Source organism: Gilliamella sp. Nev6-6 (genome assembly GCF_001690605.1).
Taxonomy (GTDB): Bacteria; Pseudomonadota; Gammaproteobacteria; order Enterobacterales; family Orbaceae; genus Gilliamella; species Gilliamella apicola_C.
The window spans coordinates 24,601-46,161 of sequence record NZ_LZHP01000045.1; the positions used below are offsets into that span (position 1 = coordinate 24,601).

General features: G+C 37.5%; 36 protein-coding genes and 1 pseudogene. 36 read left to right on the top strand and 1 reads right to left on the bottom strand.

Annotation, left to right across the window (positions count from 1 at the left end; all coding sequences use genetic code 11):
- Nucleotides 1–33: 33 nt before the first annotated feature.
- The 22 genes from A9G42_RS13865 to A9G42_RS14710 all read left to right on the top strand — a co-directional run bounded on the left by A9G42_RS13865 (nt 34) and on the right by A9G42_RS14710 (nt 10,163).
- Entirely contained in the window at nt 34–189 is a 156-nt protein-coding gene (locus A9G42_RS13865; RefSeq protein ID WP_179854613.1) for a hypothetical protein, read from the top strand.
- Nucleotides 171–965, top strand: a complete 795-nt coding sequence (locus A9G42_RS05495) for a replication protein (protein ID WP_143426108.1) — start codon at nt 171–173, stop codon at nt 963–965. The genes A9G42_RS13865 and A9G42_RS05495 overlap by 19 nt, the downstream gene beginning before the upstream one ends.
- Nucleotides 966–1,068: 103 nt before the next feature.
- Complete coding sequence (locus tag A9G42_RS05500; RefSeq protein WP_065652862.1) at nt 1,069–2,958, top strand: bifunctional DNA primase/helicase; 1,890 nt, start codon at nt 1,069–1,071, stop codon at nt 2,956–2,958.
- Complete coding sequence (locus A9G42_RS05505) at nt 2,943–3,146, top strand: hypothetical protein (protein WP_065652863.1); 204 nt, start codon at nt 2,943–2,945, stop codon at nt 3,144–3,146. Before A9G42_RS05500 ends, A9G42_RS05505 begins: the two co-directional genes overlap by 16 nt.
- On the top strand, nt 3,131–3,313 hold the full coding sequence (locus tag A9G42_RS05510) for a hypothetical protein (protein ID WP_065583504.1): 183 nt from the start codon (nt 3,131–3,133) through the stop codon (nt 3,311–3,313). The genes A9G42_RS05505 and A9G42_RS05510 overlap by 16 nt, the downstream gene beginning before the upstream one ends.
- A gap of 2 nt (nt 3,314–3,315) precedes the next feature.
- Entirely contained in the window at nt 3,316–3,561 is a 246-nt protein-coding gene (locus A9G42_RS05515; RefSeq protein WP_065583503.1) for a hypothetical protein, read from the top strand.
- 28 nt (nt 3,562–3,589) lie between these two features.
- On the top strand, nt 3,590–3,823 hold the full coding sequence (locus tag A9G42_RS05520) for a DUF3310 domain-containing protein (protein WP_065652864.1): 234 nt from the start codon (nt 3,590–3,592) through the stop codon (nt 3,821–3,823).
- Nucleotides 3,823–4,269, top strand: coding sequence for a recombination protein NinB (locus A9G42_RS05525; protein ID WP_065652865.1), 447 nt, complete (start codon nt 3,823–3,825; stop codon nt 4,267–4,269). The genes A9G42_RS05520 and A9G42_RS05525 overlap by 1 nt, the downstream gene beginning before the upstream one ends.
- Nucleotides 4,270–4,271: 2 nt before the next feature.
- Complete coding sequence (locus A9G42_RS13870; protein WP_179854614.1) at nt 4,272–4,430, top strand: hypothetical protein; 159 nt, start codon at nt 4,272–4,274, stop codon at nt 4,428–4,430.
- Nucleotides 4,431–4,580: 150 nt separating this feature from the next.
- Entirely contained in the window at nt 4,581–4,868 is a 288-nt protein-coding gene (locus A9G42_RS05530) for a DUF1364 domain-containing protein (RefSeq protein ID WP_065652866.1), read from the top strand.
- Nucleotides 4,865–5,221 (top strand): RusA family crossover junction endodeoxyribonuclease, encoded by a 357-nt coding sequence (locus tag A9G42_RS05535; RefSeq protein ID WP_065652867.1) that lies wholly within the window; start codon nt 4,865–4,867, stop codon nt 5,219–5,221. The genes A9G42_RS05530 and A9G42_RS05535 overlap by 4 nt, the downstream gene beginning before the upstream one ends.
- Nucleotides 5,222–5,223: 2 nt before the next feature.
- Complete coding sequence (locus A9G42_RS05540) at nt 5,224–5,829, top strand: hypothetical protein (RefSeq protein ID WP_065652868.1); 606 nt, start codon at nt 5,224–5,226, stop codon at nt 5,827–5,829.
- Between the two features lie 123 nt (nt 5,830–5,952).
- Nucleotides 5,953–6,453, top strand: coding sequence for a hypothetical protein (locus A9G42_RS05545; RefSeq protein WP_065652869.1), 501 nt, complete (start codon nt 5,953–5,955; stop codon nt 6,451–6,453).
- Nucleotide 6,454: 1 nt separating this feature from the next.
- Nucleotides 6,455–7,357, top strand: a complete 903-nt coding sequence (locus A9G42_RS05550) for a tyrosine-type recombinase/integrase (protein ID WP_218837770.1) — start codon at nt 6,455–6,457, stop codon at nt 7,355–7,357.
- Nucleotides 7,336–7,605, top strand: coding sequence for a hypothetical protein (locus A9G42_RS05555; protein ID WP_065652871.1), 270 nt, complete (start codon nt 7,336–7,338; stop codon nt 7,603–7,605). Before A9G42_RS05550 ends, A9G42_RS05555 begins: the two co-directional genes overlap by 22 nt.
- Nucleotides 7,598–7,807, top strand: coding sequence for a hypothetical protein (locus tag A9G42_RS05560; RefSeq protein WP_065652872.1), 210 nt, complete (start codon nt 7,598–7,600; stop codon nt 7,805–7,807). Before A9G42_RS05555 ends, A9G42_RS05560 begins: the two co-directional genes overlap by 8 nt.
- 89 nt (nt 7,808–7,896) lie before the next feature.
- Nucleotides 7,897–8,178: a hypothetical protein gene (locus A9G42_RS05565; RefSeq protein ID WP_065652873.1), complete on the top strand. Its 282-nt coding sequence runs from the start codon at nt 7,897–7,899 to the stop codon at nt 8,176–8,178.
- 209 nt (nt 8,179–8,387) lie between these two features.
- Nucleotides 8,388–8,534 (top strand): hypothetical protein, encoded by a 147-nt coding sequence (locus A9G42_RS13875; protein WP_179854615.1) that lies wholly within the window; start codon nt 8,388–8,390, stop codon nt 8,532–8,534.
- 159 nt (nt 8,535–8,693) lie between these two features.
- Nucleotides 8,694–8,918 carry a phage holin family protein gene (locus tag A9G42_RS14705; protein WP_081301583.1) on the top strand — a complete coding sequence of 75 codons (225 nt, stop codon included), beginning with the start codon at nt 8,694–8,696 and terminating at the stop codon, nt 8,916–8,918.
- Nucleotides 8,878–9,414 carry a lysozyme gene (locus tag A9G42_RS05570; RefSeq protein ID WP_065652874.1) on the top strand — a complete coding sequence of 179 codons (537 nt, stop codon included), beginning with the start codon at nt 8,878–8,880 and terminating at the stop codon, nt 9,412–9,414. Before A9G42_RS14705 ends, A9G42_RS05570 begins: the two co-directional genes overlap by 41 nt.
- 262 nt (nt 9,415–9,676) lie before the next feature.
- Nucleotides 9,677–10,081: a hypothetical protein gene (locus tag A9G42_RS13620; protein ID WP_179854616.1), complete on the top strand. Its 405-nt coding sequence runs from the start codon at nt 9,677–9,679 to the stop codon at nt 10,079–10,081.
- Nucleotides 10,014–10,163: a hypothetical protein gene (locus tag A9G42_RS14710; protein ID WP_442903192.1), complete on the top strand. Its 150-nt coding sequence runs from the start codon at nt 10,014–10,016 to the stop codon at nt 10,161–10,163. Before A9G42_RS13620 ends, A9G42_RS14710 begins: the two co-directional genes overlap by 68 nt.
- A 364-nt stretch (nt 10,164–10,527) precedes the next feature.
- Here the strand turns inward: A9G42_RS14710 and A9G42_RS05580 are convergent, their stop codons facing one another.
- Nucleotides 10,528–10,719: a helix-turn-helix domain-containing protein gene (locus tag A9G42_RS05580; RefSeq protein WP_065652876.1), complete on the bottom strand. Its 192-nt coding sequence runs from the start codon at nt 10,717–10,719 to the stop codon at nt 10,528–10,530.
- Nucleotides 10,720–10,780: 61 nt separating this feature from the next.
- Here A9G42_RS05580 and A9G42_RS05585 point away from each other — a divergent pair, with 61 nt between their 5' ends.
- The 14 genes and pseudogenes from A9G42_RS05585 to A9G42_RS05650 all read left to right on the top strand — a co-directional run bounded on the left by A9G42_RS05585 (nt 10,781) and on the right by A9G42_RS05650 (nt 21,559).
- Nucleotides 10,781–11,482 (top strand): phosphoadenosine phosphosulfate reductase, encoded by a 702-nt coding sequence (locus tag A9G42_RS05585; protein WP_065652877.1) that lies wholly within the window; start codon nt 10,781–10,783, stop codon nt 11,480–11,482.
- Nucleotides 11,475–11,912 carry a hypothetical protein gene (locus A9G42_RS05590; RefSeq protein WP_065652878.1) on the top strand — a complete coding sequence of 146 codons (438 nt, stop codon included), beginning with the start codon at nt 11,475–11,477 and terminating at the stop codon, nt 11,910–11,912. Before A9G42_RS05585 ends, A9G42_RS05590 begins: the two co-directional genes overlap by 8 nt.
- A 205-nt stretch (nt 11,913–12,117) precedes the next feature.
- A complete protein-coding gene (locus A9G42_RS05595) occupies nt 12,118–12,723 on the top strand; it encodes an HGGxSTG domain-containing protein (protein ID WP_065652879.1) in 606 nt (201 codons plus the stop codon).
- On the top strand, nt 12,704–13,975 hold the full coding sequence (locus A9G42_RS05600) for a terminase large subunit domain-containing protein (protein ID WP_065652880.1): 1,272 nt from the start codon (nt 12,704–12,706) through the stop codon (nt 13,973–13,975). Before A9G42_RS05595 ends, A9G42_RS05600 begins: the two co-directional genes overlap by 20 nt.
- The gene (locus A9G42_RS05605) at nt 13,975–15,351 is read left to right on the top strand and encodes a DUF4055 domain-containing protein (RefSeq protein WP_065568173.1); all 1,377 of its coding nucleotides are present in this window, start codon (nt 13,975–13,977) and stop codon (nt 15,349–15,351) included. The genes A9G42_RS05600 and A9G42_RS05605 overlap by 1 nt, the downstream gene beginning before the upstream one ends.
- 8 nt (nt 15,352–15,359) lie before the next feature.
- Complete coding sequence (locus tag A9G42_RS14115) at nt 15,360–17,084, top strand: hypothetical protein (RefSeq protein ID WP_065652881.1); 1,725 nt, start codon at nt 15,360–15,362, stop codon at nt 17,082–17,084.
- The gene (locus tag A9G42_RS05615) at nt 17,071–17,256 is read left to right on the top strand and encodes a hypothetical protein (RefSeq protein ID WP_065652882.1); all 186 of its coding nucleotides are present in this window, start codon (nt 17,071–17,073) and stop codon (nt 17,254–17,256) included. Before A9G42_RS14115 ends, A9G42_RS05615 begins: the two co-directional genes overlap by 14 nt.
- Nucleotides 17,257–17,334: 78 nt before the next feature.
- On the top strand, nt 17,335–18,102 hold the full coding sequence (locus tag A9G42_RS05620; protein ID WP_065652883.1) for a hypothetical protein: 768 nt from the start codon (nt 17,335–17,337) through the stop codon (nt 18,100–18,102).
- 14 nt (nt 18,103–18,116) lie between these two features.
- A pseudogene (locus A9G42_RS05625) lies at nt 18,117–19,049 on the top strand (major capsid protein); the annotation flags it as partial.
- A gap of 142 nt (nt 19,050–19,191) precedes the next feature.
- Nucleotides 19,192–19,671, top strand: a complete 480-nt coding sequence (locus A9G42_RS05630; RefSeq protein ID WP_065652884.1) for a DnaT-like ssDNA-binding protein — start codon at nt 19,192–19,194, stop codon at nt 19,669–19,671.
- A 2-nt stretch (nt 19,672–19,673) separates the two neighbouring features.
- On the top strand, nt 19,674–20,024 hold the full coding sequence (locus tag A9G42_RS05635; protein WP_218837772.1) for a hypothetical protein: 351 nt from the start codon (nt 19,674–19,676) through the stop codon (nt 20,022–20,024).
- On the top strand, nt 20,025–20,474 hold the full coding sequence (locus A9G42_RS05640; protein WP_065652886.1) for a hypothetical protein: 450 nt from the start codon (nt 20,025–20,027) through the stop codon (nt 20,472–20,474).
- A gap of 3 nt (nt 20,475–20,477) precedes the next feature.
- Nucleotides 20,478–20,885 (top strand): phage tail terminator-like protein, encoded by a 408-nt coding sequence (locus A9G42_RS05645; RefSeq protein ID WP_082211956.1) that lies wholly within the window; start codon nt 20,478–20,480, stop codon nt 20,883–20,885.
- Between the two features lie 14 nt (nt 20,886–20,899).
- Complete coding sequence (locus A9G42_RS05650; protein WP_065652887.1) at nt 20,900–21,559, top strand: phage tail protein; 660 nt, start codon at nt 20,900–20,902, stop codon at nt 21,557–21,559.
- Nucleotides 21,560–21,561: the final 2 nt, after the last annotated feature.

A 21,561-nucleotide genomic window follows, 5' to 3' on the forward strand; every position in this document is an offset into this window, starting at 1 on the left:
CCTAGTGAGCGTAACGATTTAAGGAATAATAACATGAGAAAGAATAAATCATATTACAGAACATGTCAACGGGCTGAAAAACCCGACGAGTTAGCTATGGTCGCATTACATAATCGAGGATTTGGAAAGCGATTTGTAGAAGTGTTTCAAGCAGCTAAAGAGGGTAAATCATGTCCACGGCAAAAGTAATCGATTTTCAGCCTAGAGAGGGGCGTATGGCTAATTTAGATGATGGCTATACCAGAATTGCTAACGATTTATTGGAAAAAATAATCTCTTTTCCGTTCACTTTGCGCCAGCAAAATTTATTGTTATCGATTGCGCGTAAAACTTACGGTTATAACAAAAAAATAGACTGGATAGGTAATAAACAATTATCAGAATTAACAGGTTATCCAGAAACGAGATGTTCAACCATAAAAAACGAGCTGATCAAGATGGATGTTCTAGTAACAAAAGGGCGTGAAGTGGGAATAAATAAAAATCTTGGTGAGTGGAAAAGTGATATTACCCAAACCAGTAAAACATTTACCAAATCAGTAAAGAAAACCTTTACCAAAACGGTAAATCACTCTTTACCAAAAGAGGTAAACACAAAAGACAATACTACAAAAGACAATAAAGACAATAATATATTGCTCGATTCTGCATTTGAAATTTTTTACAAAGCAGGGCTACCAAAAGTTGGAAAATCAAAAGCAATTACCAGCTTCAAAACAGCATACAAAAATTGGAAATCAGAAAATAAAACGCCTGAGGTGTTTGCTCAAATGTTGGCAGGTGACATCCAGTGCAGGCTAAAAGCCAATATCTTTGGGTTTGCTAATTTGCATCCAACGACCTACCTAAACCAATCCCGATGGGAAGATGAGTTACCAGCTAATGCAAGGCGATCTCAATCGCAAATGACACCCGAACAGCAGCGTGAATATGATCTGTATATGTTTATGCAGGGCGATAGTTAATGCGTAGGCAAATAAAAAAATTGCTCATTGTTGGGTATGGGTACGGAGTTTTTAGTCAGTCATTTGTTGATTATTGGTTTAAAAAATTGGAGTTAAAAGCGCTATGAACATCAAAGAATTATCAAATAAGTTATGGGAGCGTGCGGAAGATGTGGCTAGGCATTTGTTGCCAAATGGTAAAAAAATTCATGGCGAATGGTGTGTTGGCGATCTGCAAGGCGATAAGGGACAAAGCCTAAAAATCAACGTCAATGGCAAACGAGTTTGGTGTGAATTTAATGGTGGTTTAGGCGGTGATTTATTAGATTTATGGGTTGCTGTTAGAAGCGTATCAATGCACATAGCTATTCAAGAAGCTAAAGAATTTTTAGGAATTCGTGATGAAAATTCTTATTTTGAAAAACCTAAAAAACAATTTAAGAAACCAGAGAAAAAAGGGATTTTACCAAGCAGGCAGTGTTATTCGTATTTAGCTTCAAGGGGTATTTCTGAGGCAACAGCACGAGCATTCAAGGTTGTTGACGCTAAGGTATTTAATCATGAAAGCAAGACGGAAGTTGATGCGATAGCATTTCCATATATTCGAGATGGTGAAACGTTGCAAATCAAACGACTAGGCTTGGAGCGTAACGGGAATAAAAAAATAATTATGGCTGAGGCAGATTGTGAACCGTGCCTATTCGGTTGGCAGGCAATTAGCAATAGCGAAAGAAACATGGTTGTTTTATGCGAGGGTGAAATCGATGCAATGACCATTAATCAATATGGACTACCTGCATTATCCGTGCCGTTCGGTGGTGGCTCTGGAGCAAAACAACAATGGATAGATTACGAATATGAAAATCTTGAACGATTTGAAGAAATATTTATTTGCATGGATGACGACGAAGCGGGGCAATTAGCTACAAAGGAAATTGCAACAAGACTAGGTTATCACCGTTGTAATTTTGTTCATTTACCAAAAGGGTTTAAGGACGCTAACGAATGTTTAATGAAAGGTGTGTCACGAGACGAGTTTATTCAATGCGTTATCAGTGCTGAAAAGTTAGATCCTACAGAGCTAAAAAGAGCAGGTGATTTCAAGCAAGGTGTTATTGATGCTTTTTTTGCTCCTGAACAATACATGTTCACATCAAGCATTGAGGGATTAGCTGAGAAGCTAAAGTTTCGTAGCCATGAAGTGACAGCGGTTAACGGTGTTAATGGGCATGGTAAATCTCAATTAGTCGGTAATTTCTCACTAGATGCCATCAAATCAGGGTTAAGAGTTTGCATTGCATCATTAGAGCTTAGACCTGCAATACTGTTAAAAAGGCTGGTTCGCCAAGGTATTTGCACACCAGAGCCAGAGCGTGAAGATGTTGAAAAAATCATGGACAAGCTTAACGACTCTTTGTGGGTATTCAACGTAACAGGTAAAGCTAAAACAGAAAGGCTGCTAACTGTATTTAAGTACGCACACAAACGATATGGCGTAAAAGTTTTTATCATCGATTCATTGATGATGTGCGGCATGGCAGAAGATGATTATAACGGTCAAAAAGCGTTTATCGAGCAATTGTGTGATTTTAAAAATCAAAATGATGTACATGTGTTTTTAGTTACTCACCCAAGAAAAGGGGAAAGCGAAGAAAAACCAGTAGGCAAAATGGACGTAAAAGGGACTGGGGCAATTACAGACTTATTAGACAATCTAGTAACAGTTTGGCGCAACAAGAAAAAAGAGGAGCTTAACGAAAGGATTAACAGATTTCCTAATATTGAGCTAAACGAAAAAGACGAAAAATTATTAGCATCTCCAAACACATTGCTATCAGTTGATAAACAAAGAGAGGGTGAGGGTTGGTGTGGAAAAGTACCAGTTGAATTTAATGCCTATACAAATCAGTTTTTATCTAGTGATAAGCACACTCCATTTAACTATTTATATAACCGACCTCAAAACGAGGTGTTATCACTAAAAAAACAGAGTAAAGCATGCGAAAGCCGTTAGTTAACCACTGCCCACTCGGTATTAATCACATGCTCGACAAAATAGCGTATGACTATGTGAGAGCGATAAGAGAACCAGAAGCAAATACGGCAAAGATTAAACAGCAGTTAGCAGAACGAGTTAAAAAATATTCAGAAGAAGACAAGGAAAAATTACGGGAGTTAATACAAAAATGGCTTACAAAATAACAGCAGAAGTTAAAAAAGGTTGGCAAGAGTGGGGAACAATCGTATTGCATCGTGATTCAAAACTCACAGAAAAAGGTTTAATTAAAACGCTGGCTACAGTTAAAAACTCATTCGGCAATACTAAAGTTGATGTGTTGGTCCGTAATTTTGAGTGTGTGAGGGTTTAGGGATGTTTGAAGATTTTACTAGACGCTCTAAAGCGGTTATTAACGGTCTAGTTTCTTGGTTAATCGTTATTGCGTTAGCTGTCAACGTTTCAGTAGCTAGCATTAACATCATTAATTCATTTTTTTCAAACAATGAGTTGATACAAGCTGGAAAATTTCTTGACTCAATAAAAAACAGGGTTAACGAAAACGGGGTAATTTTTTATGAAACAGCTAATCATCGCATCATAGTTACAACAAAAGAATGATACGAAAATAATCATAGGTAATTAATAAATGAATAACAACGTAAAAAATCCAAAACATTATCAAATAATTAGCGGTATCGAATCAATCGATATCATCGCACGTAGCATGACAGTTGAGCAATTCCAAGGTTTCTGCCTCGGAAATATTCTGAAATATAGAATCAGGGCAGGCAAAAAAGATGCGTTAGAGCAAGATATTGCCAAGGCTAACGAGTACGAGAAGATTTTTGATAATAAAAAACATCTATGTATAGGTGCGTAATGGAAGACGTTTGCTTACATAAATCAAACATTAAAGTCGTTTTTAAATTATTGTCCGATCTTGTTTTAAGCGATAAACGATATCGGCTAATAATAAAAATTTGGAAAGACAAGCGGAGCATTGATCAAAACTCGCTATCTCACATGTGGTACGACGATATAGCAAAACAGGCCAACAGGAGATCAAAAAAAGATGTTTACACACTGGAAAGTGTGAAAGCGGACTTTAAAAAAATGTTCTTAGGTTATCAGGAGGTTGAACATAAAAACGTTATAACAGGTGAAATAACTACAACTCAAGAGTTGGTTAAAACATCTGAATTAGATGTTGGCGAAATGCATTTTTATTTACAGCAGATTGAAACATGGTCATATCAAAACGGGTTTGAACTGAGAATACCGCGAGATAGTGAATATCAAAAACTAAAAAACAAACAGGTTGAATAACAATGAAATTAAACGAATATTTGGAACAACTGAAACGATACGATGATACAGAACAAGCATTAGAGCGAGCAATAGCAGTAGTTAGAGAACAACGCAGAGAATACATTAATCAGCATAATTTAAATAGAGTTAATGATGCCGAGAAAACACAAATTAATTAAAACTGATTTTAAATGCCCAGAATGCGCTGGGGCATGTTTATATAACGTCGATTTAGATTTATTTGTCTGTAACAGACCGTTAGTCGGCGTTAGCGGTGAGGTAAAAGGCTCTTGCGGTAGATTCTATGCTAATAAAAGGAAGGCGAACAAATGAGTAAACTAACTAGAGAGGCGCGAGGTAGAGAGTGTCAAATACGGTTGCCATGTTGCAATCATAATCCAGAAACTACAGTGTTAGCTCACTATCGATTAGCAGGAACGTGCGGTGTAGGTATGAAACCAAACGACTTACAAGGCGCATGGGCGTGCTCAGCTTGTCATGATGAAATCGACCGCAGGACAAGAAATCACGAGCATGAATTCGTTAGATTAGCGCACGCTGAGGGGGTTATTAGAACACAAGACATACTGATCAAGGAAGGAAAAATAAGAGCATGATTTATAACATTACTCCAGTTCCTAAACCGCGGATGACACAGCGCGACAGGTGGGCAAAGAGGAAACCAGTATTGCAATATTTTGCATTTAAAGACGAATGCAAAGCAAGCGGCGTAACGCTGCCAGAAAGTCATTATCACATTATTTTTGTTATACCTATGCCGAAATCGTGGAGCAATAAAAAACGAGCTGAAATGGACGGAAAACCGCATCAGCAACGACCAGACAAAGACAATCTAGAAAAAGGTTTGTTGGACGCTATTTTTGGCGAGGATTGTCGAGTTTGGGACGGTCGAGTAACAAAAATTTGGGGTAATGTCGGTCAAATAATAATTAAAAATATCGAGGAATAATAATGCTAGCTGAATATGTATACGTTGATGATGAGCCAAAAAAAGAGATGCAAACAGTTAAAAACGCAAGATTTGTTGTTAATTATGATATTACAGAGGTTTGCACTAGATTCGGTAATTGGTCTAGAAAAAATCTATATTTAAAGCAAAACACGCCATCTTATTATCACTGTCAACCCAAAAAAATGAAAGAGGTTTGCTCTGATAGTGATGCTCAATTGATTAATAAGGCGTTTTTGTCTATTTTGATGTTAAACGGACAGCAATCAAAGGATATTTATGATACGTTAATTTTATTCTACTTCGGTGAAAAGCAGGTAATTACTGATTATATTGCAACAGAGGGATATGTAAGAAATGAATGGAAGAGACATGCAAATGGCATCCATGGGGCTTCATCAAAACAGATAGCTAACGGCATTAGAGTTGACAATATTTATATAGTTAAACCTCTGTCAGTGCAAGATATTGCAAGAAAAATGGGAGCAAATTGGAATGCTGTGGACAAACTAAAAAAAAGAGGCGAAGACTATTTAAATGGCTATTTTTCAGCATTAAAATTGAGCGCAGGGATAGAGTTAGATATGATCAAAGATAGAATTATTTAATAACATAAAAAAAGATAAAATAATAGTTGACTAATGGCGCGCGTCATTATATTATATATTCAGAGTTAAGAAATAACTCAACTGGCTCGGCAGTTTCCGAGTTTACTTAAAAGGTAAATTATTATGGCTACACTTGCAGAATTAAAATCTACTATTAATAAATTAGATTTGTTAATTGAATCAACTAATCGAAAAATAAATCTATATCAAAAAAGAATCAAAAAATATCAAGATTGCATTGATTTGCTCAATAACAAACAAGCCGCTTTATCAATTCTAGAAGCTAAACACAGTAAAATCAAAATTGAAACAGAGTCGAAAAAAGAAGTTCTTGTTGATAAATTAAAACGAGTTATCAGTATTGATGAAATACTGAAATCAATAAGCATCATGTCTAGAACAATCAAAATTCAACGAGCTAATGCTAAGCGTGAATTCTGGGATGCTCAAAAGATTATTGAAAATGCTATCATTCAACTCAGAGAGGCTGGTATATCAAGTAAAGGTTTAGATAAATTAGCTGACATGAATTATAATCGACCGGATCGCGACTTCCCATCTCTCATCGGATTAGATGAGGTGCTTTCTCTAAAAGAAATTAACATAATCAGAGAGAGTGAATAATATGATTATTTGTCGCGACTGGTTATCACAATATGAGAGAATTTTACTAAAAAAGAATTTGAATGTTCGAACAATATATGAAAAACAACGATTTTTAAGGGTTGTTGATAATAAGATCGGAGATTTAAAATTAAATGATGTAAAGCCGATCCACTTAAAAGAAATCATCAATAACTATGTGTTGGCAGACAAGTCAAGTGCTGCAAAATCCATGCATTCATTATTAAAAGATGCGTTTAATGAGGCTATTATTTATGGGTATATAGACAGCAACCCTATTTGGCCATTGAAATACCCGGCTCAACGAGTAAAGCGAGCAAGATTATTGTTTGATGAATTTTTGACATTAGCAGATCGAGCAAGGCAAGATTGTCACGAATATTTATATAATATGCTAATGCTGACAATAATTACAGCGCAGCGTCCATCGGATGTGTTGAAAATGGGCGTGAACCAAGAAGATTATTTTATTAAAGATGATCATTTATTTATTCATCAGCAAAAAGGCAGAAAATATATAAATATTGATGGAGAGCAAAAATTAATAAAATTTGGTAGTAAGATTGCGTTACCTCTTGATTTACGACTAAATGTGATTGATATGTCACTACGTGATATAATAGAAATCTCAGACGGAGAACAATATTTTATTGAATACAAAAATAAATCAGTCGAGTACTGGCGAGTTAATCGAGATTTTTGTAAACTTAGAGATAAAATATTTTCGAAAGACTATTGGCGTGACTATAACCCACCTTCTTTTTTTGAAATTAGATCATTAGCAGAAAGGTTATATAGGCAACAAGGCGTTAACACGCAAGTTTTGCTTGGGCACAAATACAGCACGACAACAGAGCTTTATAACGATTTGAGGGGAAGAGAGTGGCAGCATCTACGAATTTAAAAACATACAGAGTCTACGTATTAAAGCAACGGAAAGGCGGTAGTGAAATTCTCTCAGAAACAAGGACTAATACTACCAACTTTGAGATAGCAAAAGCGGCTTTTTGGCAACTGTATCATCAACATTATGATAACAAACATCTTTTATTAATGACTTGTAACAGTAAAAAAATTAATGTATATCGTTATCAATCGAAAACGGGTGACGAATGCTACATTTCTGCAGATGTTGAGTTGAATAATGAATAGAGAAAAGCAACGGAAAAACGAACAAGCATATCGATCTCGCAATGCCGGAAGACCGCGTCTATCTGGCACGTATTTGACAGAAGAGGAAAGCTTGTTGTTAAAAGAATTGGCTGTCATTTGCGGTTCTCAAAAAGCCGCAATATTTGAAGGTTTAAAAATTTTAAAAGAAAAATTAAAAAAAGATAAAATAATAGTTGACTAATGGCGCGCGTCATTATATTATATATTCAGAGTTAAGAAATAACTCAACTGGCTCGGCAGTTTCCGAGTTTACTTAAAAGGTAAATTGTTATGAAAGGTTTTAAATTCTCGCATTACATTTCAAGAATGGCTTTAAATGGTACTTCTGTTGCAGTATATTGCAATAAAGATCAATCTGTTTATCGATTAATTGCGGAAAGGGGTGGTTGCAAGATTAGATCTTCTATTGAAGTTCATTTAACAAATGAAGAATATGAAGAATATGAAGAATATGAAGAATATGAAGAATATGAAGAATTGCCGCACGACCCTTACAATTTAATGGATAGGTTTTTACACACAGCATCAATGTGTGGAATTTATTTTCATTAAATGTTATAATCTATAAGTGCTATTACTATCGAATAGATAGTTTAGAAAGTGACCTGTTCACTCGTTATCGCTGAATAAGTGATTTTTTTAAAAAGTCTTGATTTCTTAAGAGCGCGGTGGTATAAAGTACTCAGACTGGAATTTTTGTATCCAAATTGTTTTCAAATTAAGCTCAACTTAATCGGTTGAGCTTTTTTATTGCCTAATTTATGCAAAACACATCAACAAAAGAATTAGCGGATTTGCAAGACAAATATTTAAACGATATTTTGGATGCGCTAAACAGCTCTAAAAAATCGGGTTCGCTAGAAGTTCCGATTTCCGCATTAGAAAGCGATGAGTCTATGCTGGTTTGAATTATGTCGCTTTAATCACTATTACAAATAAGTCCACCTACAACCTCTGCGCGTTACGTTTGGGGCATTCACAGAATCGACAGCAAAGCTAGACACGCACACATAACTAACAATAGCTAGTACGCTGTCACATCATTAACTCATATGAAGATATTTAACATGGAAAGATACTCATCACCGATATCTTATTTCTGGGGCGCTATATGCACGCTTTTAGGCGCACTTAGCTTAAATGATATTGCCATTATTGTAGGTATTATCTTATCAATAGCGACATTTATTATTAATTGGTTGTATAAGCGCCGAGATTTTTATCATAAAAAAAACTTGAGAGAGCAATATTATGCGAAATACCACAAAAATAGCGACGAGTGCGATTTGTAGTGTTTCGGTAATAATCGGTATTGTTATTACCAACTACTCAGATGACATAAGAACAAGCCAATCGGGTCTGGAAATAATCGGTAACGCTGAATCCTGCTTACGAGAGCCTTATTATTGCCCAGCTAACATATTAACGGTTGGGATTGGCTCAACGGGTAATCATATTGAACAAAAAATTTATACTGATGATGAGATAGCAAAGCGTTGGGTCGATGACATAAAAACGGCTGAACAATGTGTTAATCGCTATGCTAAAGGCTTTCATCTTCCCCAGTCTGTTTTTGACGCTGTGACCTCAATTACCTTTAACGTTGGATGTACAAAAATGCGAACATCAACAATGTATAAGCATCTGAATAACGGTGATTATAAGGCGGCTTGTAATGAATTCCCAAGGTGGAATAAAGCAGGCGGTAAGGTTCTAAAAGGTTTAGTAATCAGACGAGAAAAGGAGAAGGCGTTATGTCTATCTTATGCTTCATCATCGCATCAATAATGGCGGTTAAAGGTGTTAACGGTTGGTTTTTATTTGTCTCGTTATTGTTGAGTGATTCATCATGTTCAAATTGTCAAAAGTAAAAAGTAAATATGTTTTAGCTTCAGGACATAATTACGAAATAGCGCTAGAAACCGAGCGCAATTCACTAGAAGTGCTTATAGTAGAGTGCGTTTCGTGGCTTGTGGCTACAATTGTTACCGTTGGTTTTTTTTGTTTATATACAAAATTTGTCTGTCCTGAGGTGTGGAGTTACATCGTTATGAATAAATCAAGTATGGCGAGCATAGCATTAATCGTTGCCGCTTTTGTCTTTGCTGTCCATTTCGGTTACAACAACTATCACGAGAAAAAACGACTGCAAATTGAAAACGCTGAACTGTTCGGAAAAATCGAACAGTTAGAGCAGAGTATCGCTAAAAACAATCAAATCATAGCTGATAACGAGCAAAGTAAGCGTGAACTAGAAAACGAATCTATTAAACGGCAGGAGCAAATTAATGAGCAGCTTAAAAATAATAATTGTGCTAATGAGTATGTGCCTGTTTCTATCGCTGACAGCTTGTACAACAGAGCGAAAAGTTTACGTCAATCAGTCGATACCAGCGAATCTACTTATCGACAGTATCCCAAATCTACCGCCAAAATCCATGAAATTCGGCGGTAGTTTGAGGTATAACGAACATTTATTAAATGTTATTGAAAAGTGTAATGCGGATAAAAGGGCGATAAGGAAAATTAGTAATTAGTGCTGTACTGGTTCAGATAAATAATTTATAATAAATATGTGGTTAGGGTAACACGCTCAAATAAAGTTATTAAGCAGTTTGTTACATTTCTATCATGTTTAATTTCTTTGCTCAAGGGGAGTTGGTTCGCGGTCGGCAAACTTAGAAGCCATATCCCCTTAAAACTACTAACTTAGATACTTCTCATTAAATAAGCTATCATCCAAATGATCTTAGGGTAACTCACTTTCTATACGGTGATCGGGGTAACCTTAATATTCAGTGGTGGTACACTGAACTCTTTAAGGCTCTTAATTGAGCCTTTCTCATATTTATTCACTTTTACTGCATAAACTATAAAAATCCTCGGGCGTTTATTTTTAGATTAAATTTTGTCTAGCAATCTATTGTACTTAGCTCTTAATTCTAAATATGCAATAGCCCACCGTGGCACTCCAGTTTTGTTCCAATTACTAATCTGTCGCGTTGAAACTCCAGAAATTCTAGATAATTCAGCTCTAGTTAACTGAGCCTCTTTTAATAAATTATTTAAAAAAAGTTTATTTTCTTCTTGCATAATGGAAATTATTACTATAATATATGGTTATTGATTCTTATTTTACAGTATGGAGATAGAAATGGCAAATCCTTTATCTGGTCTTGAAACTATTCAAGCGGTCAGGGAAAAACAAAATAAAACTTTGCTTGCGTTTTCAACTGGTAAAGATGCAATTGCTGCATGGTTAGCTATTCGAGAACACTTTGATGAAGTTATACCGTATTATTTGTATCTAATCCCAGATCTTGAGTTTGTGGAAGAGTCTCTCTCATATTATGAGAAATTCTTTGGCGTAAAGATAGCTCGCTTACCGCATCCGACACTGCACAGATGGTTGAATGAACTTATTCATCAACCGCCGCAAAATTGTTTGTGCATAGAGCAGGCTAGACTCCCGGATTTTGATTACATTCATATCCAGCAGGCTATGGTTCAAATGCATAAACTCCCGAGTGAAACTTTAGTTGCTGATGGTGTGAGAGCTGCCGATAGTCCGATGAGGCGAGTTGCCATGCTCAAACACGGGACAATCAGTTATAACCAGTTAAAGTACCACCCGATTTGGGACTGGAAAAAAAGGGACTTGATTGATTGTTTTAATAAACACAAAATTAAACTTTCAATTGATTACAAATTATTTGGTAGATCATTTGATGGGTTGGATTTAAGGTTTTTAATGCCTCTTAAAAAACATCTGCCGAATGATTATAAAAAAATTCTTGAATGGTTCCCGTTAGCAGAACTTGAAATATTTCGATATGAGAGGTCACTAAATGCCTAAATTAACAGTAGAAGAGAAACAAGCAGCAAAAGAAAAAGCGGTGAAAAAAGCAAGAGCTTTAAAGGAAAAAGCTGCGAACAAAAAGAAAAACATCCCGCAGGTTTACAGCATGCCAGAGCAAACGGGTAACCCAGAGATTGATTCTAAGTCTGATTTAAATGAGGTGCAAGCGGCATTTAGAAAGCGCATGAAAATGGAAAATGCGAGATTTCAAAATACGACTGACAGTGAATACTGGTTTGCCATGTGTTTTCAAACAAGAGCGCAGAAAGAGGCGTTTTTGAGAGCAATGGATTTATTTTTGTTGGGTGATAAATATTTGGATGGCGTAGAGGTCGCCGAAAAATTAGGGATAGATATCCCAGATGCTAATATTAAATATTTGCCTGACGGCAAGATTGATAAAGATTTTGCCAAATTTGTAGAGTAATTAATAATTGATTTTAAACACAACCGCCGTTAATTGGCGGTTTTTATTTTGGAGGAATGTATGCGCGGATTTTATGATTATGAGGAAAGAGTGGGGAGAGCATCTGCGAGAATTGGCAAGGCTTTACTATCCGGTTCGTCAACAAGGGCGTCTTACCGCCGTGGTTTTTAAAAACACCCCATGCAATCAATTTTAGAGGTTTAAGATGGCGAACTTGTGCGGGGCAAAAACCCGTAGCGGTTGCCCCTGTAAATCCAAAGCCATGACAAACGGCAGGTGTCGAATGCATGGCGGAAAAGCAACAACAACACACAAAAATAATAGAAACGCAGTTAAAGCTGGCGGCATTTACTCTAAATTCTTCACTGATGAAGAAAAACAGCTATCAGCAGAACTTGAGCTGGGTTCTCTTGATGATGAGTTGCGGCTAACTAAAATTCGTCTAATGAGAGCGCTAAAAGCTGAAGCTGAACAACAAGAGCGGCTTGATGAACTTGAGCTTGATTCTTATTCTGAATCGCCAGCTATTATTAGTGGATTTCCTGATAACGATGAAATTGTTAGGGTGAAGCAGTTCAAGCGCCGAGATTATGTATCAATCATTGATAGATTAACTGCAAGAATCGAATCGCTCGAGGTTAGAAGGGCATCACTTGTGCAAATGTCGTTAGATGTTGAGCGTAAACAGCTTGAAAATAAAGAGCTTTCTGATGCGATCGCAAATATATCTAAAGATGAGCCGATAGCTGAAATGGAGGTGATCATTGTCCGGTCGGAAAATACGGGTAACAATGACAGAGCCACAGGCTAAGTTTTTTACACTTGGTTGCAAATATCCAGCTTTTGTTGGTGGTTTTGGTACAGGTAAAACGGAAACGTTAGCTATCTCGGCGTTTAGAGATGCTCGAGCTTCCAGTAGCGCTTTAATTGCGTTATATGAACCAACCTATGATCTTATCAGATTGATCTTGGCACCTCGAATGGAGGATAAGCTTAGTGAGTACGGAGTTAGGTATAAATATAACAAGTCTGAAAATATAATCTATACATCATCTGGTGGTATTGGTGATTTTGTTTTAAGAACGTTAGATAATCCAGCTAGAATCATCGGTTATGAATCATACAGGGCACATGTTGACGAAATTGACACCCTTAAAAAACTAAAAGCCCAAGAAGCTTGGGTTAAAATCATTGCGCGTAATAGACAGAAGCCTAAAGGGTTGTCTAATCCATTTAATAGAGTTAGTGCATACACTACGCCTGAGGGGTTTAATTTCGTTTATGAGAAATGGAAGAAAAACCCAGAGGATGGCTATAGGATGATTCAAGCATCAACCTTGTCTAACCCGTTCTTGCCGAGTGATTACGTTGATTCGCTCAGAAAATCATATCCAGCTCAACTTATTGATGCTTATATAAATGGGCAATTTGTTAATCTGAAAACAGGGACTATTTACCATCAATTTAACCGCAAATTAAATCATTCAGATGAGGATATGACGGATAAAGATACGTTATATATCGGCATGGATTTTAATGTTGGCAAAATGGCTGGAATTGTTCACATTAAGAGAGATGGTCGCCCAATTGCTGTTGATGAGCTGATCAATATCTATGACACGCCTGCAATCATTAATGCAATCAAAGAACGATATTGGAAATACAACGGCAATAATTACATTAAAAGCCGTGAAATATATATTTATCCCGATGCGTCAGGCGATTCAAGAAAAACGGTTAAGGCGAGCAAAACCGATATAGCTCAACTTCGAGAGGCAGGCTTCACGGTAATTGTGAACGCGTCAAATCCTCCAGTTAAAGATCGGATAAATGCTATGAATGCCATGCTGTTAAATGCTGATGGTGAACGTCGGTATTTAATAAATACGAACAAGTGTAAGCGGTATGTTGAATGCCTCGAAGAACAGGCTTGGGCAAGTAATGGAGAGCCTGATAAATCATCGGATAACGACCATCCAAATGACGCTGCCGGGTATTTCATAGTGAAAGATTACCCAATAGTTAAACCAGCCTTCACAATTCAAATGGAAACAACATTCTAATGAATAATGACATCACCTTTATTCGGCCGGAGTTCAAACAGGCATCAATCAACTGGGAAAAAATGCGAGATGTTTGTGCTGGCGCTGAAGTAATAAAATCAAAAGGTAATCAGTATTTACCTTTTTTAGATCCAACTGACAAAAGTGAGCGAAACAAAAAGCGCAACCAAGATTATGTGTCCAGAGCCGTTTTTTATAATATTACTGGGCATAGCAAAATCGGATTAATCGGTATGGCTTTTCGAAAAGATCCTGTTGTTAGCGTGCCTGATAAATTAGACTATCTCAAAATCAACGCGGATGGTGCAGGAACCAGCATTTATCAACAATCACAGTCAACACTCGAATCAGTGTTAGAGGTCGGCAGACATGGGTTATATGTTGATTATAATTCTGATTCTAATGAAACCGTGATATTGACGTATAAAGCTGAAGACATCATCAACTGGCGCACTGAACGAATTAATGGGAAAGATAAATTAGTCCTTGTTGTTCTTCGTGAGGTTGTAGAAATTCCCGACGGGTATGGTTTTAAAGACATCACGCAATACAGAGAATTAGCACTAGAAGATAGCGCGTTTATTTGTCGAGTGTGGAGGCGAAAAAGTGATAGCTCTAGTGGTCCATATGAGATAAGTTCCGAGTACAAACCAACGCCAGCAGGGAAGGGGAAATGGGAAGAAATACCGTTCACTTTCGTAGGCGCTCAAAACAACGACCCAACAATTGATGATTCCCCTTTATCTTCATTAATTGAAATCAATTTAGGACACTATCGTAATAGTGCTGATTATGAAGATAGTTTGTTCTTTTGCGGTCAGGTTCAGCCTGCAATAAGCGGACTGGATACGGAATGGCGCGATTTTTTGCAAAAGAATGGTATTAAGTTGGGTTCTCGCGCTCCCTTGTTGCTCCCTCAAGGTGGTAATTTTGTTTATGCACAAGCGCAGCCCAACACGCTTGCAAAGGAAGGTATGGACACTAAGCGAGATTACATGGTTGCGCTTGGCGCGAGATTAATTGAGCAGAATTCCTCTGTAAAAACCGCAACACAAGCAAACGGAGATCAAACGGCATCGACATCGGTACTTGGCATTTGTTGTTCAAATGTCTCTGAGGCTTACACTATCGCTATTAAATGGTGTGCTCATTATTTAGGGTTAGCGGCGGATGATGCGATTTACTCTATTAATCAGGAGTTTATAGCTAAAGTGGCAGATTCAGGCATGATCACATCGATTGTAAGTTCATGGCAATCTGGTGCTATTCGTGACGAAGATATGGTTCGTGCAATGCAAAAAATAGACCTAATTGATCCTAGCGCTGACCCTAATGATGTAATGCAAGAGCTGAAAGACGCTGAACCTCAACTATGAGGTAATTTATGACAATCAATAAAAGGCTTCGTGATGAGGCCCTTTTTCATCGTGTGAATCTTGTTGGTTATGAAAATAACCTAATAAAAGAATCATTAAAATTGCTGAATATTGTTGATAAACAATTAACAGCGCAGCTTTATGTAGCATTAGAGGATATGACAGCCAGTGAATTTAAAATATCACGGCTAGAATCAATGCTCAGTAGTGTTAAATCATTAAATTCATTTTCCGATTATTTATTGGGTGAATTGAATTTATTTTGTGAGTATGAAAGCAATTATCAATATTCATTATTTGAATCGTTGCTACCAGATAACGTTTTAGCCAAATATCCACTCATGCAAATATCGCCAAATCAATTATTTACAGCGGTAAAAACCAAGCCTTTTCAGGGGCGTTTGTTGTGTGAATGGGTGAGCAATATTGAGGATGATAGGCTTAAACGTGTTACCAATGCCGTTAGAACTGGTTATGCAACAGGTGAAACCACCGAACAGATTATCAAGAGAGTTAGAGGGACAAAAAAGAATAATTATAAAGATGGTGTGTTAGAAATAAGCAAGAGAAATGCATCATCATTAATTCATTCTGCTATATCTCATACTGCTGCGGTATCTCGTAATGAGTTCAGTCAAGCCAATAGTGATTTGATAAAAGGCAAGCAATGGTTATCTACGCTGGATACAAGCACTACGCCAATGTGCATGATCCGCGATTTAAAGGTTTATTCACTGGACAACAAACCTATTGATCATGATATTCCGTATGGCGATGGTCCGGGCAGACTTCACTTTTGTTGTCGTTCTGTTGAAACATTTATTCTGAAAAGCTATCGAGAGCTTGGAATTGATATTGACGAAACACCAATAGGTACGAGAGCATCAATGGATGGACAGGTTCCTGCTAAAACCTCATATCTTGAATGGTTGAAGAGCCAATCAAAAGAGCGGCAAGAGCAGATATTAGGAGTGGAACGAGCTAGGTTATTAAGAAGTGGCGAAATCGCACCAGAAAAATTCTTTACTCGTGACGGGCATCTTTTAACAATCAATGAGTTAAATAAGCAACTTGGCAATCAACTATCGAGCTTGAAAACGGTTGAAGATGTTGAAAATTGGATGCAAGGTAAAAATATAGCCGCTAATGTTAAGTTTCCAAAAAATACATCGCTGAATAGCGCCAAAGAAGTTGCTGAAATATCAGAAGATATTATTAAGAGGTTTAATTTATCTAAACTTTCTTGGCTGGGAACATACGATAACTTCTCGGAAACTGCTGCTGGTGCTTATAATTTATCTCAAAACTCAATTCACATGGCGCAATGGATGTTAGACCCAAGCGAATGGGAGGCAATTGCCGAAAATGCAGCTATGCTTGGATTTAAGGATATGGCTGTTTATGAAATTGATTTATCTCCAGATAAAAAACAGCTAGCACGGGTAATGGCTAACTTGGATGTTTTACCTTACGCATCAGTTCAAAGCATAAAAGGAACAATAGCTCATGAGTTTGGGCATTATCTATATTATCAAGATGAGAAGTATTTATCTAAAATCACTCAAATTGCATATAATGACAAATGGGCACATGTGCTAAGTTATTATTCTTCTGATTCAAATAAAGAGCTTTTTTCTGAAAGCTTTGCTTTGTATATGCTTGGCGATACTAAATCAAGAAAGAGAATTCATCCTTTAATACTAGAATGGTTAATAAAACATGACAAACGATAATCTAAGAAAAGTTCACGATTTAATACAAAAGAAGCCATGGGATGATGACATCCTACTAAAAATACAACGGCTCATTGATAATGAGCCAAATTTAGCCATCAAACGCATGATGGCTATGAGCATGAGCGCAGTTACCCATAAAATGGAAAACAGCAAAATAATAGATAAATAAATATTCATTAACATCCACAAGGTCGCTATATGCGGCCTTTTTTATTTTAAGAGCAAAGCTCAATTCTAAGGAAAAATTATGTTATTTAGAGAAATCAACCGAAAGTTTTATTCAGAAGCGCAAGAAGGCGGCGATGCTGGTGGTGGCGCAACAATTACCCCAGAAGTGCAAGCCCTAATTGATAAAGCAGTTGCCGAAAACACGCAAGGCTTAAAGAATAAAAACACCGAATTACTAGGTAAGCAAAAGGTATTGTCAGAAAAACTTAAGCAGTTTGAAGGGATTGACCCTGAGGCTGTACGAACGATTTTACAGCGATTTTCTGATGACGAAGAAGCAAAACTGATTTCGGCGGGCAAGATCGACGAAGTTTTAAGTAAGCGAACTGAGCGATTTAGAAATGAGTTTGATAAAAAGCTGAAAGCTGAACAAGAACGAGCTGATAGCGCCCAAAAGAAAGCCGAAAAGTATAGCAGTATTGTGCTTAGCAACAAAATGACTAATGCGGCATTGAAAGCAGGCGCTTTACCTGAAGCATTAGAAGACATTAGTTTACGTGCCAAAGGCATGTTTATTTTAAGTGATGACGGCGAGGCTGTCGCAATTGGACAAGATGGCGAACCACTACTTGGGAAAGACGGCAAGACTCCGTTGACGCCTCAGGAGTGGGTGGAATCATTAAAAGATAACGCTCCTCATTTATTTCCTCGAGCCGAAGGCACAGGAAGTGGAGGGCACAAATCGGGTGGCGCAAATCTAGTCCGTTCAAAAATGACCAGTACGGAAAAACACAACTACATCCAAAAATATGGTCAACAAGCATATTTAAAATTACCAAAAGATTAAGAGGAAGTTAAATAATGGCAACAACAGTAAATACAGATTTAATTATTTATGATGATTTAGCACAAACTGCTTTTTTGGAACGACGCCAAGATAATCTTGATGTGTTCAATACCGCATCAAACGGGGCGATTTTGATTGATAATGAATTAATTGAAGGCGATTTCCGAAAACGCGCGTTCTATAAAGTGAACGGCTCTATTGATCCGCGTGATGTTAATTCCGCCAACTCTATTACAGGAAAAAAAATCGGCGCAGGCGAAGCAGTGGGTGTCAAAGTGCCATGGAAATATGGACCTTATGAAACAACCGAAGAAGCCTTCAAGCGTCGTGGACGTGATATTTCTGAATTTTCAGAGGTGATTGGCGTTGATGTTGCTGATGCTACGTTAGAGGGTTACATCAAATATGCGATTAATTCATTAATGGCCGCCGTCGGTGCTAACACTGACATGACAGTAACCGCAGATATCGCGACCGATGGGAAGAAAACATTAACCAAAGGGTTACGTAAATACGGCGACAAATTCAATCGTGTTGCTTTATTTGTTATGCATTCTACAACCTATTTTGACATTGTAGATCAGGCAATGGATAACAAGCTATACGAAGAAGCTGGTGTTGTGGTTTATGGTGGCCAACCGGGAACATTAGGCAAACCTGTATTAGTTACAGATTCTGCGCCAGTTGATGCGATTTTAGGTTTAGTTGCAAGTGCTGTAAAAATCACTGAATCACAAGCTCCGGGATTCCGTTCTTATGACATCAACGACCAAGAGAACTTGGCTGTAGGTTATCGTGCCGAGGGTGCAGTTAATGTTGATTTACTCGGGTATAGTTGGGATACATCAAAAGGCGCGAACCCAGACTTAACCAAGCTTGGCAACGGCGCTAACTGGAAAAAACACTTTGATAGCAACAAATCAACCGCTGGTGTTTTAATTAAATTAGCGCCGTCTGGATATAGCCTAGAAACGCCAGAAGCAGAAGCTGACAAAAAAGGCAAAAAAGGCAAAAAAGGCAGTGAAGGTAGTGAAGGCAGTGAAGGTAGTGAATAAAATAAGGGCTTTACGCCCTTTTTTGGAGCGATGAATGATAACTACAGATCATAATTCCAACTCTTTTAATAGTTATGCCAGCGTTGATGATTTAGAGAATTTTGCTGACGCAAGAGGTATACAATTACCAGAAAACAAGGAGCCGTTACTCATTAAAGCAATGGATTATTTGAATGGATTAAATTGGGCAGGGCAAAAAGCAAAGTTCGATCAGCCATTACCTTTTCCTCGCAAAGATATGGTAATTGACGGCTATTTTTTACCTAGTGGAATCATTCCCGTTCAAGTTGTTACCGCTCAATGTATGCTAGCTGTCGAGGCTATTTCGGGTGATTTATTACCTAGCGTACGTGAAGCTCCAGTAAAATCGGAATCTTTAGCCGGTGCGCTTGCGGTATCTTATGCAGTGGATGAATCTGGCTTTAAACCGCAGTATACGGCTGTTATGTCAATATTGGGCGATTTGGTTGTTAGCAGTGGGTTCTCAATAAATTGTATTGCCGAGAGGTCGTGATGGTGAACTTTTATGAACGTTCATTTAATACAGCCTTGAAGCTCCTTTCAAAATACGGAATGGAATACTCAGTATTAAGAAAGGGTAAGGTATCGATTGTTAACGGCAAGGAAGTCATTACTGGGAATCAAACGTTTACAGCAATTGGCGTAAAAACTAACTATAACCCGATTGAAATTGACGGAACAGTCATTCTATCGGGAGATATTCAAATGATTTTTGCCGCTAATATTGAGCTGAAAATTAATGATATTGTAACTGTTGATGATGAAAAATATCTAATTAAACAGCCTAATCCCGTAAAACCTGCGGATACGCTCATCTGTTACAAGGCGCAACTAAGGAGGGCTTAAATGTCAAATAGCAACAACTTTATATCATCTATAAATGCGTTTGTAGACAAAGCGAAAGCCAAAAATGAGCTTGTAGTTAAAAAGGCCAGCCTCGAAATATTACAGGACATTATCAGAATGTCGCCTATCGGGCAACCAGAATTATGGCAAGGTTATGCTCCCAAAGGCTATGTCGGTGGACGTTTTCGTGGTAACTGGCAAGTTACCTTTAATGTGCCTGCATCTGTTGAACTAGATAGAATTGATCCATCAGGAATGGACACGTTAAAAGATGGTATCGAGCAGATTGGGCGGTATACAAATGGTGTTCAGTCAATCTACTTTACTAACAACCTACCTTACAGTGTGAGATTAGAGTTTGGACACTCTAAACAAGCGCCTAACGGCATTGTTAGGGTAGCGGCGCTAAACGCTCAGGCTCACTTTGAAAACGCCGCAAGAGGAGGCTAATAATTGATTTCAACCATCTCTGAATTGCTCGAATCGCATTTAGATATCATTGCCAACCAGCTAGGTTTACCAATCATTTATGAAAACATCAAAGCAACACCTAATGACGAAATCTACTTAAAATCTAATATATTGCCAGCAATCACAACCAGCTTTGATTTGGGCGGTAATTCAAGGATTTACAAAGGAGTTTATCAAGTTAGCGTAGTTGCTCCAATCAATACTGGTAAATCACGCTCTCAACTGATATCAGAAGCGATTATTAAGCATTTTCAACTCAACACAGAGTTAACCAAAGATAATTTTTCACTTTACATCAACTCAATACCAAGCGTTTATCCAGCTATCACGGATAAAACCACTTACACCATACCAATTAGCATGAATTACCGTGCTGATACATTAATTTAATTAGGAGTTTTACTATGGGTTTTGCATTACCTAACGGCGCACGTGTTTACGTGCAAAAATCAAAAGGCGAGGCTTTAGCATTTGAAACTATTACAAACGCCAAAGAAGCGGTTGTTACATTGAAAGCGAATCACGGGCTTGTGGTCGGTGATGAGGTTCTAATTGCTTCGGGTTGGACAAAATTAAATAATGCAGTTGCTAAAGTATCGAAAGTCAATAATTTAGAGGTTACTCTTGGCAATATTAACACGACAAATGCCAGTGCATTTCCTGCTGATGAAGGTAGCGGAACATTAACCAAAATTACAGCGTGGGAAAGATTACCACAGGTAAAAGAGGTTGCTACTGAGGGCGGTGAACAACAATTTGTTCAAATTCAATTTTTGGATGATGATACAGAACGACAATTACCAACCATTAAATCAGCAAAAAGCAAAAGCTTTACCATTGCTCATGACAGCTCTTTGCCGATCTATTCGCTATTACAGGAATTAGATCAGACGAACGATGTGGTAGCAATGAAAATGTATGTACCAAAAGCAAAAGAAACTCGCTACGACGCTGTACGTGTGTCATTTGACCCAACACCTGAAACAGCTATTAACGAAATTGAAACTGTAAAAATCAATACAACAGTCGAATCACCCGCAATCACATTTTACAAAGATAAATAAGG

What these genes read in the sequence shown, in the direction of transcription:
- A9G42_RS05500 (WP_065652862.1), top strand. Translation starts at nt 1,069, where the DNA reads ATGAACATCAAAGAATTATCAAATAAGTTATGGGAGCGTGCGGAAGAT.
- A9G42_RS05540 (WP_065652868.1), top strand. Translation starts at nt 5,224, where the DNA reads ATGCTAGCTGAATATGTATACGTTGATGATGAGCCAAAAAAAGAGATG.
- A9G42_RS05525 (WP_065652865.1), top strand. Translation starts at nt 3,823, where the DNA reads ATGGAAGACGTTTGCTTACATAAATCAAACATTAAAGTCGTTTTTAAA.
- A9G42_RS05650 (WP_065652887.1), top strand. Translation starts at nt 20,900, where the DNA reads ATGGGTTTTGCATTACCTAACGGCGCACGTGTTTACGTGCAAAAATCA.
- A9G42_RS05615 (WP_065652882.1), top strand. Translation starts at nt 17,071, where the DNA reads ATGACAAACGATAATCTAAGAAAAGTTCACGATTTAATACAAAAGAAG.
- A9G42_RS05535 (WP_065652867.1), top strand. Translation starts at nt 4,865, where the DNA reads ATGATTTATAACATTACTCCAGTTCCTAAACCGCGGATGACACAGCGC.
- A9G42_RS05585 (WP_065652877.1), top strand. Translation starts at nt 10,781, where the DNA reads ATGGCAAATCCTTTATCTGGTCTTGAAACTATTCAAGCGGTCAGGGAA.
- A9G42_RS13875 (WP_179854615.1), top strand. Translation starts at nt 8,388, where the DNA reads ATGCAAAACACATCAACAAAAGAATTAGCGGATTTGCAAGACAAATAT.
- A9G42_RS05590 (WP_065652878.1), top strand. Translation starts at nt 11,475, where the DNA reads ATGCCTAAATTAACAGTAGAAGAGAAACAAGCAGCAAAAGAAAAAGCG.
- A9G42_RS05620 (WP_065652883.1), top strand. Translation starts at nt 17,335, where the DNA reads ATGTTATTTAGAGAAATCAACCGAAAGTTTTATTCAGAAGCGCAAGAA.
- A9G42_RS05510 (WP_065583504.1), top strand. Translation starts at nt 3,131, where the DNA reads ATGGCTTACAAAATAACAGCAGAAGTTAAAAAAGGTTGGCAAGAGTGG.
- A9G42_RS05495 (WP_143426108.1), top strand. Translation starts at nt 171, where the DNA reads ATGTCCACGGCAAAAGTAATCGATTTTCAGCCTAGAGAGGGGCGTATG.
- A9G42_RS05640 (WP_065652886.1), top strand. Translation starts at nt 20,025, where the DNA reads ATGTCAAATAGCAACAACTTTATATCATCTATAAATGCGTTTGTAGAC.
- A9G42_RS05630 (WP_065652884.1), top strand. Translation starts at nt 19,192, where the DNA reads ATGATAACTACAGATCATAATTCCAACTCTTTTAATAGTTATGCCAGC.
- A9G42_RS05505 (WP_065652863.1), top strand. Translation starts at nt 2,943, where the DNA reads ATGCGAAAGCCGTTAGTTAACCACTGCCCACTCGGTATTAATCACATG.
- A9G42_RS05515 (WP_065583503.1), top strand. Translation starts at nt 3,316, where the DNA reads ATGTTTGAAGATTTTACTAGACGCTCTAAAGCGGTTATTAACGGTCTA.
- A9G42_RS05530 (WP_065652866.1), top strand. Translation starts at nt 4,581, where the DNA reads ATGAGTAAACTAACTAGAGAGGCGCGAGGTAGAGAGTGTCAAATACGG.
- A9G42_RS05550 (WP_218837770.1), top strand. Translation starts at nt 6,455, where the DNA reads ATGATTATTTGTCGCGACTGGTTATCACAATATGAGAGAATTTTACTA.
- A9G42_RS14115 (WP_065652881.1), top strand. Translation starts at nt 15,360, where the DNA reads ATGACAATCAATAAAAGGCTTCGTGATGAGGCCCTTTTTCATCGTGTG.
- A9G42_RS05545 (WP_065652869.1), top strand. Translation starts at nt 5,953, where the DNA reads ATGGCTACACTTGCAGAATTAAAATCTACTATTAATAAATTAGATTTG.
- A9G42_RS05600 (WP_065652880.1), top strand. Translation starts at nt 12,704, where the DNA reads ATGACAGAGCCACAGGCTAAGTTTTTTACACTTGGTTGCAAATATCCA.
- A9G42_RS05520 (WP_065652864.1), top strand. Translation starts at nt 3,590, where the DNA reads ATGAATAACAACGTAAAAAATCCAAAACATTATCAAATAATTAGCGGT.
- A9G42_RS05580 (WP_065652876.1), bottom strand. Translation starts at nt 10,719, where the DNA reads ATGCAAGAAGAAAATAAACTTTTTTTAAATAATTTATTAAAAGAGGCT.
- A9G42_RS13620 (WP_179854616.1), top strand. Translation starts at nt 9,677, where the DNA reads ATGAATAAATCAAGTATGGCGAGCATAGCATTAATCGTTGCCGCTTTT.
- A9G42_RS14705 (WP_081301583.1), top strand. Translation starts at nt 8,694, where the DNA reads ATGGAAAGATACTCATCACCGATATCTTATTTCTGGGGCGCTATATGC.
- A9G42_RS05565 (WP_065652873.1), top strand. Translation starts at nt 7,897, where the DNA reads ATGAAAGGTTTTAAATTCTCGCATTACATTTCAAGAATGGCTTTAAAT.
- A9G42_RS05570 (WP_065652874.1), top strand. Translation starts at nt 8,878, where the DNA reads ATGCGAAATACCACAAAAATAGCGACGAGTGCGATTTGTAGTGTTTCG.
- A9G42_RS05560 (WP_065652872.1), top strand. Translation starts at nt 7,598, where the DNA reads ATGAATAGAGAAAAGCAACGGAAAAACGAACAAGCATATCGATCTCGC.
- A9G42_RS05595 (WP_065652879.1), top strand. Translation starts at nt 12,118, where the DNA reads ATGGCGAACTTGTGCGGGGCAAAAACCCGTAGCGGTTGCCCCTGTAAA.
- A9G42_RS13865 (WP_179854613.1), top strand. Translation starts at nt 34, where the DNA reads ATGAGAAAGAATAAATCATATTACAGAACATGTCAACGGGCTGAAAAA.
- A9G42_RS05605 (WP_065568173.1), top strand. Translation starts at nt 13,975, where the DNA reads ATGAATAATGACATCACCTTTATTCGGCCGGAGTTCAAACAGGCATCA.
- A9G42_RS13870 (WP_179854614.1), top strand. Translation starts at nt 4,272, where the DNA reads ATGAAATTAAACGAATATTTGGAACAACTGAAACGATACGATGATACA.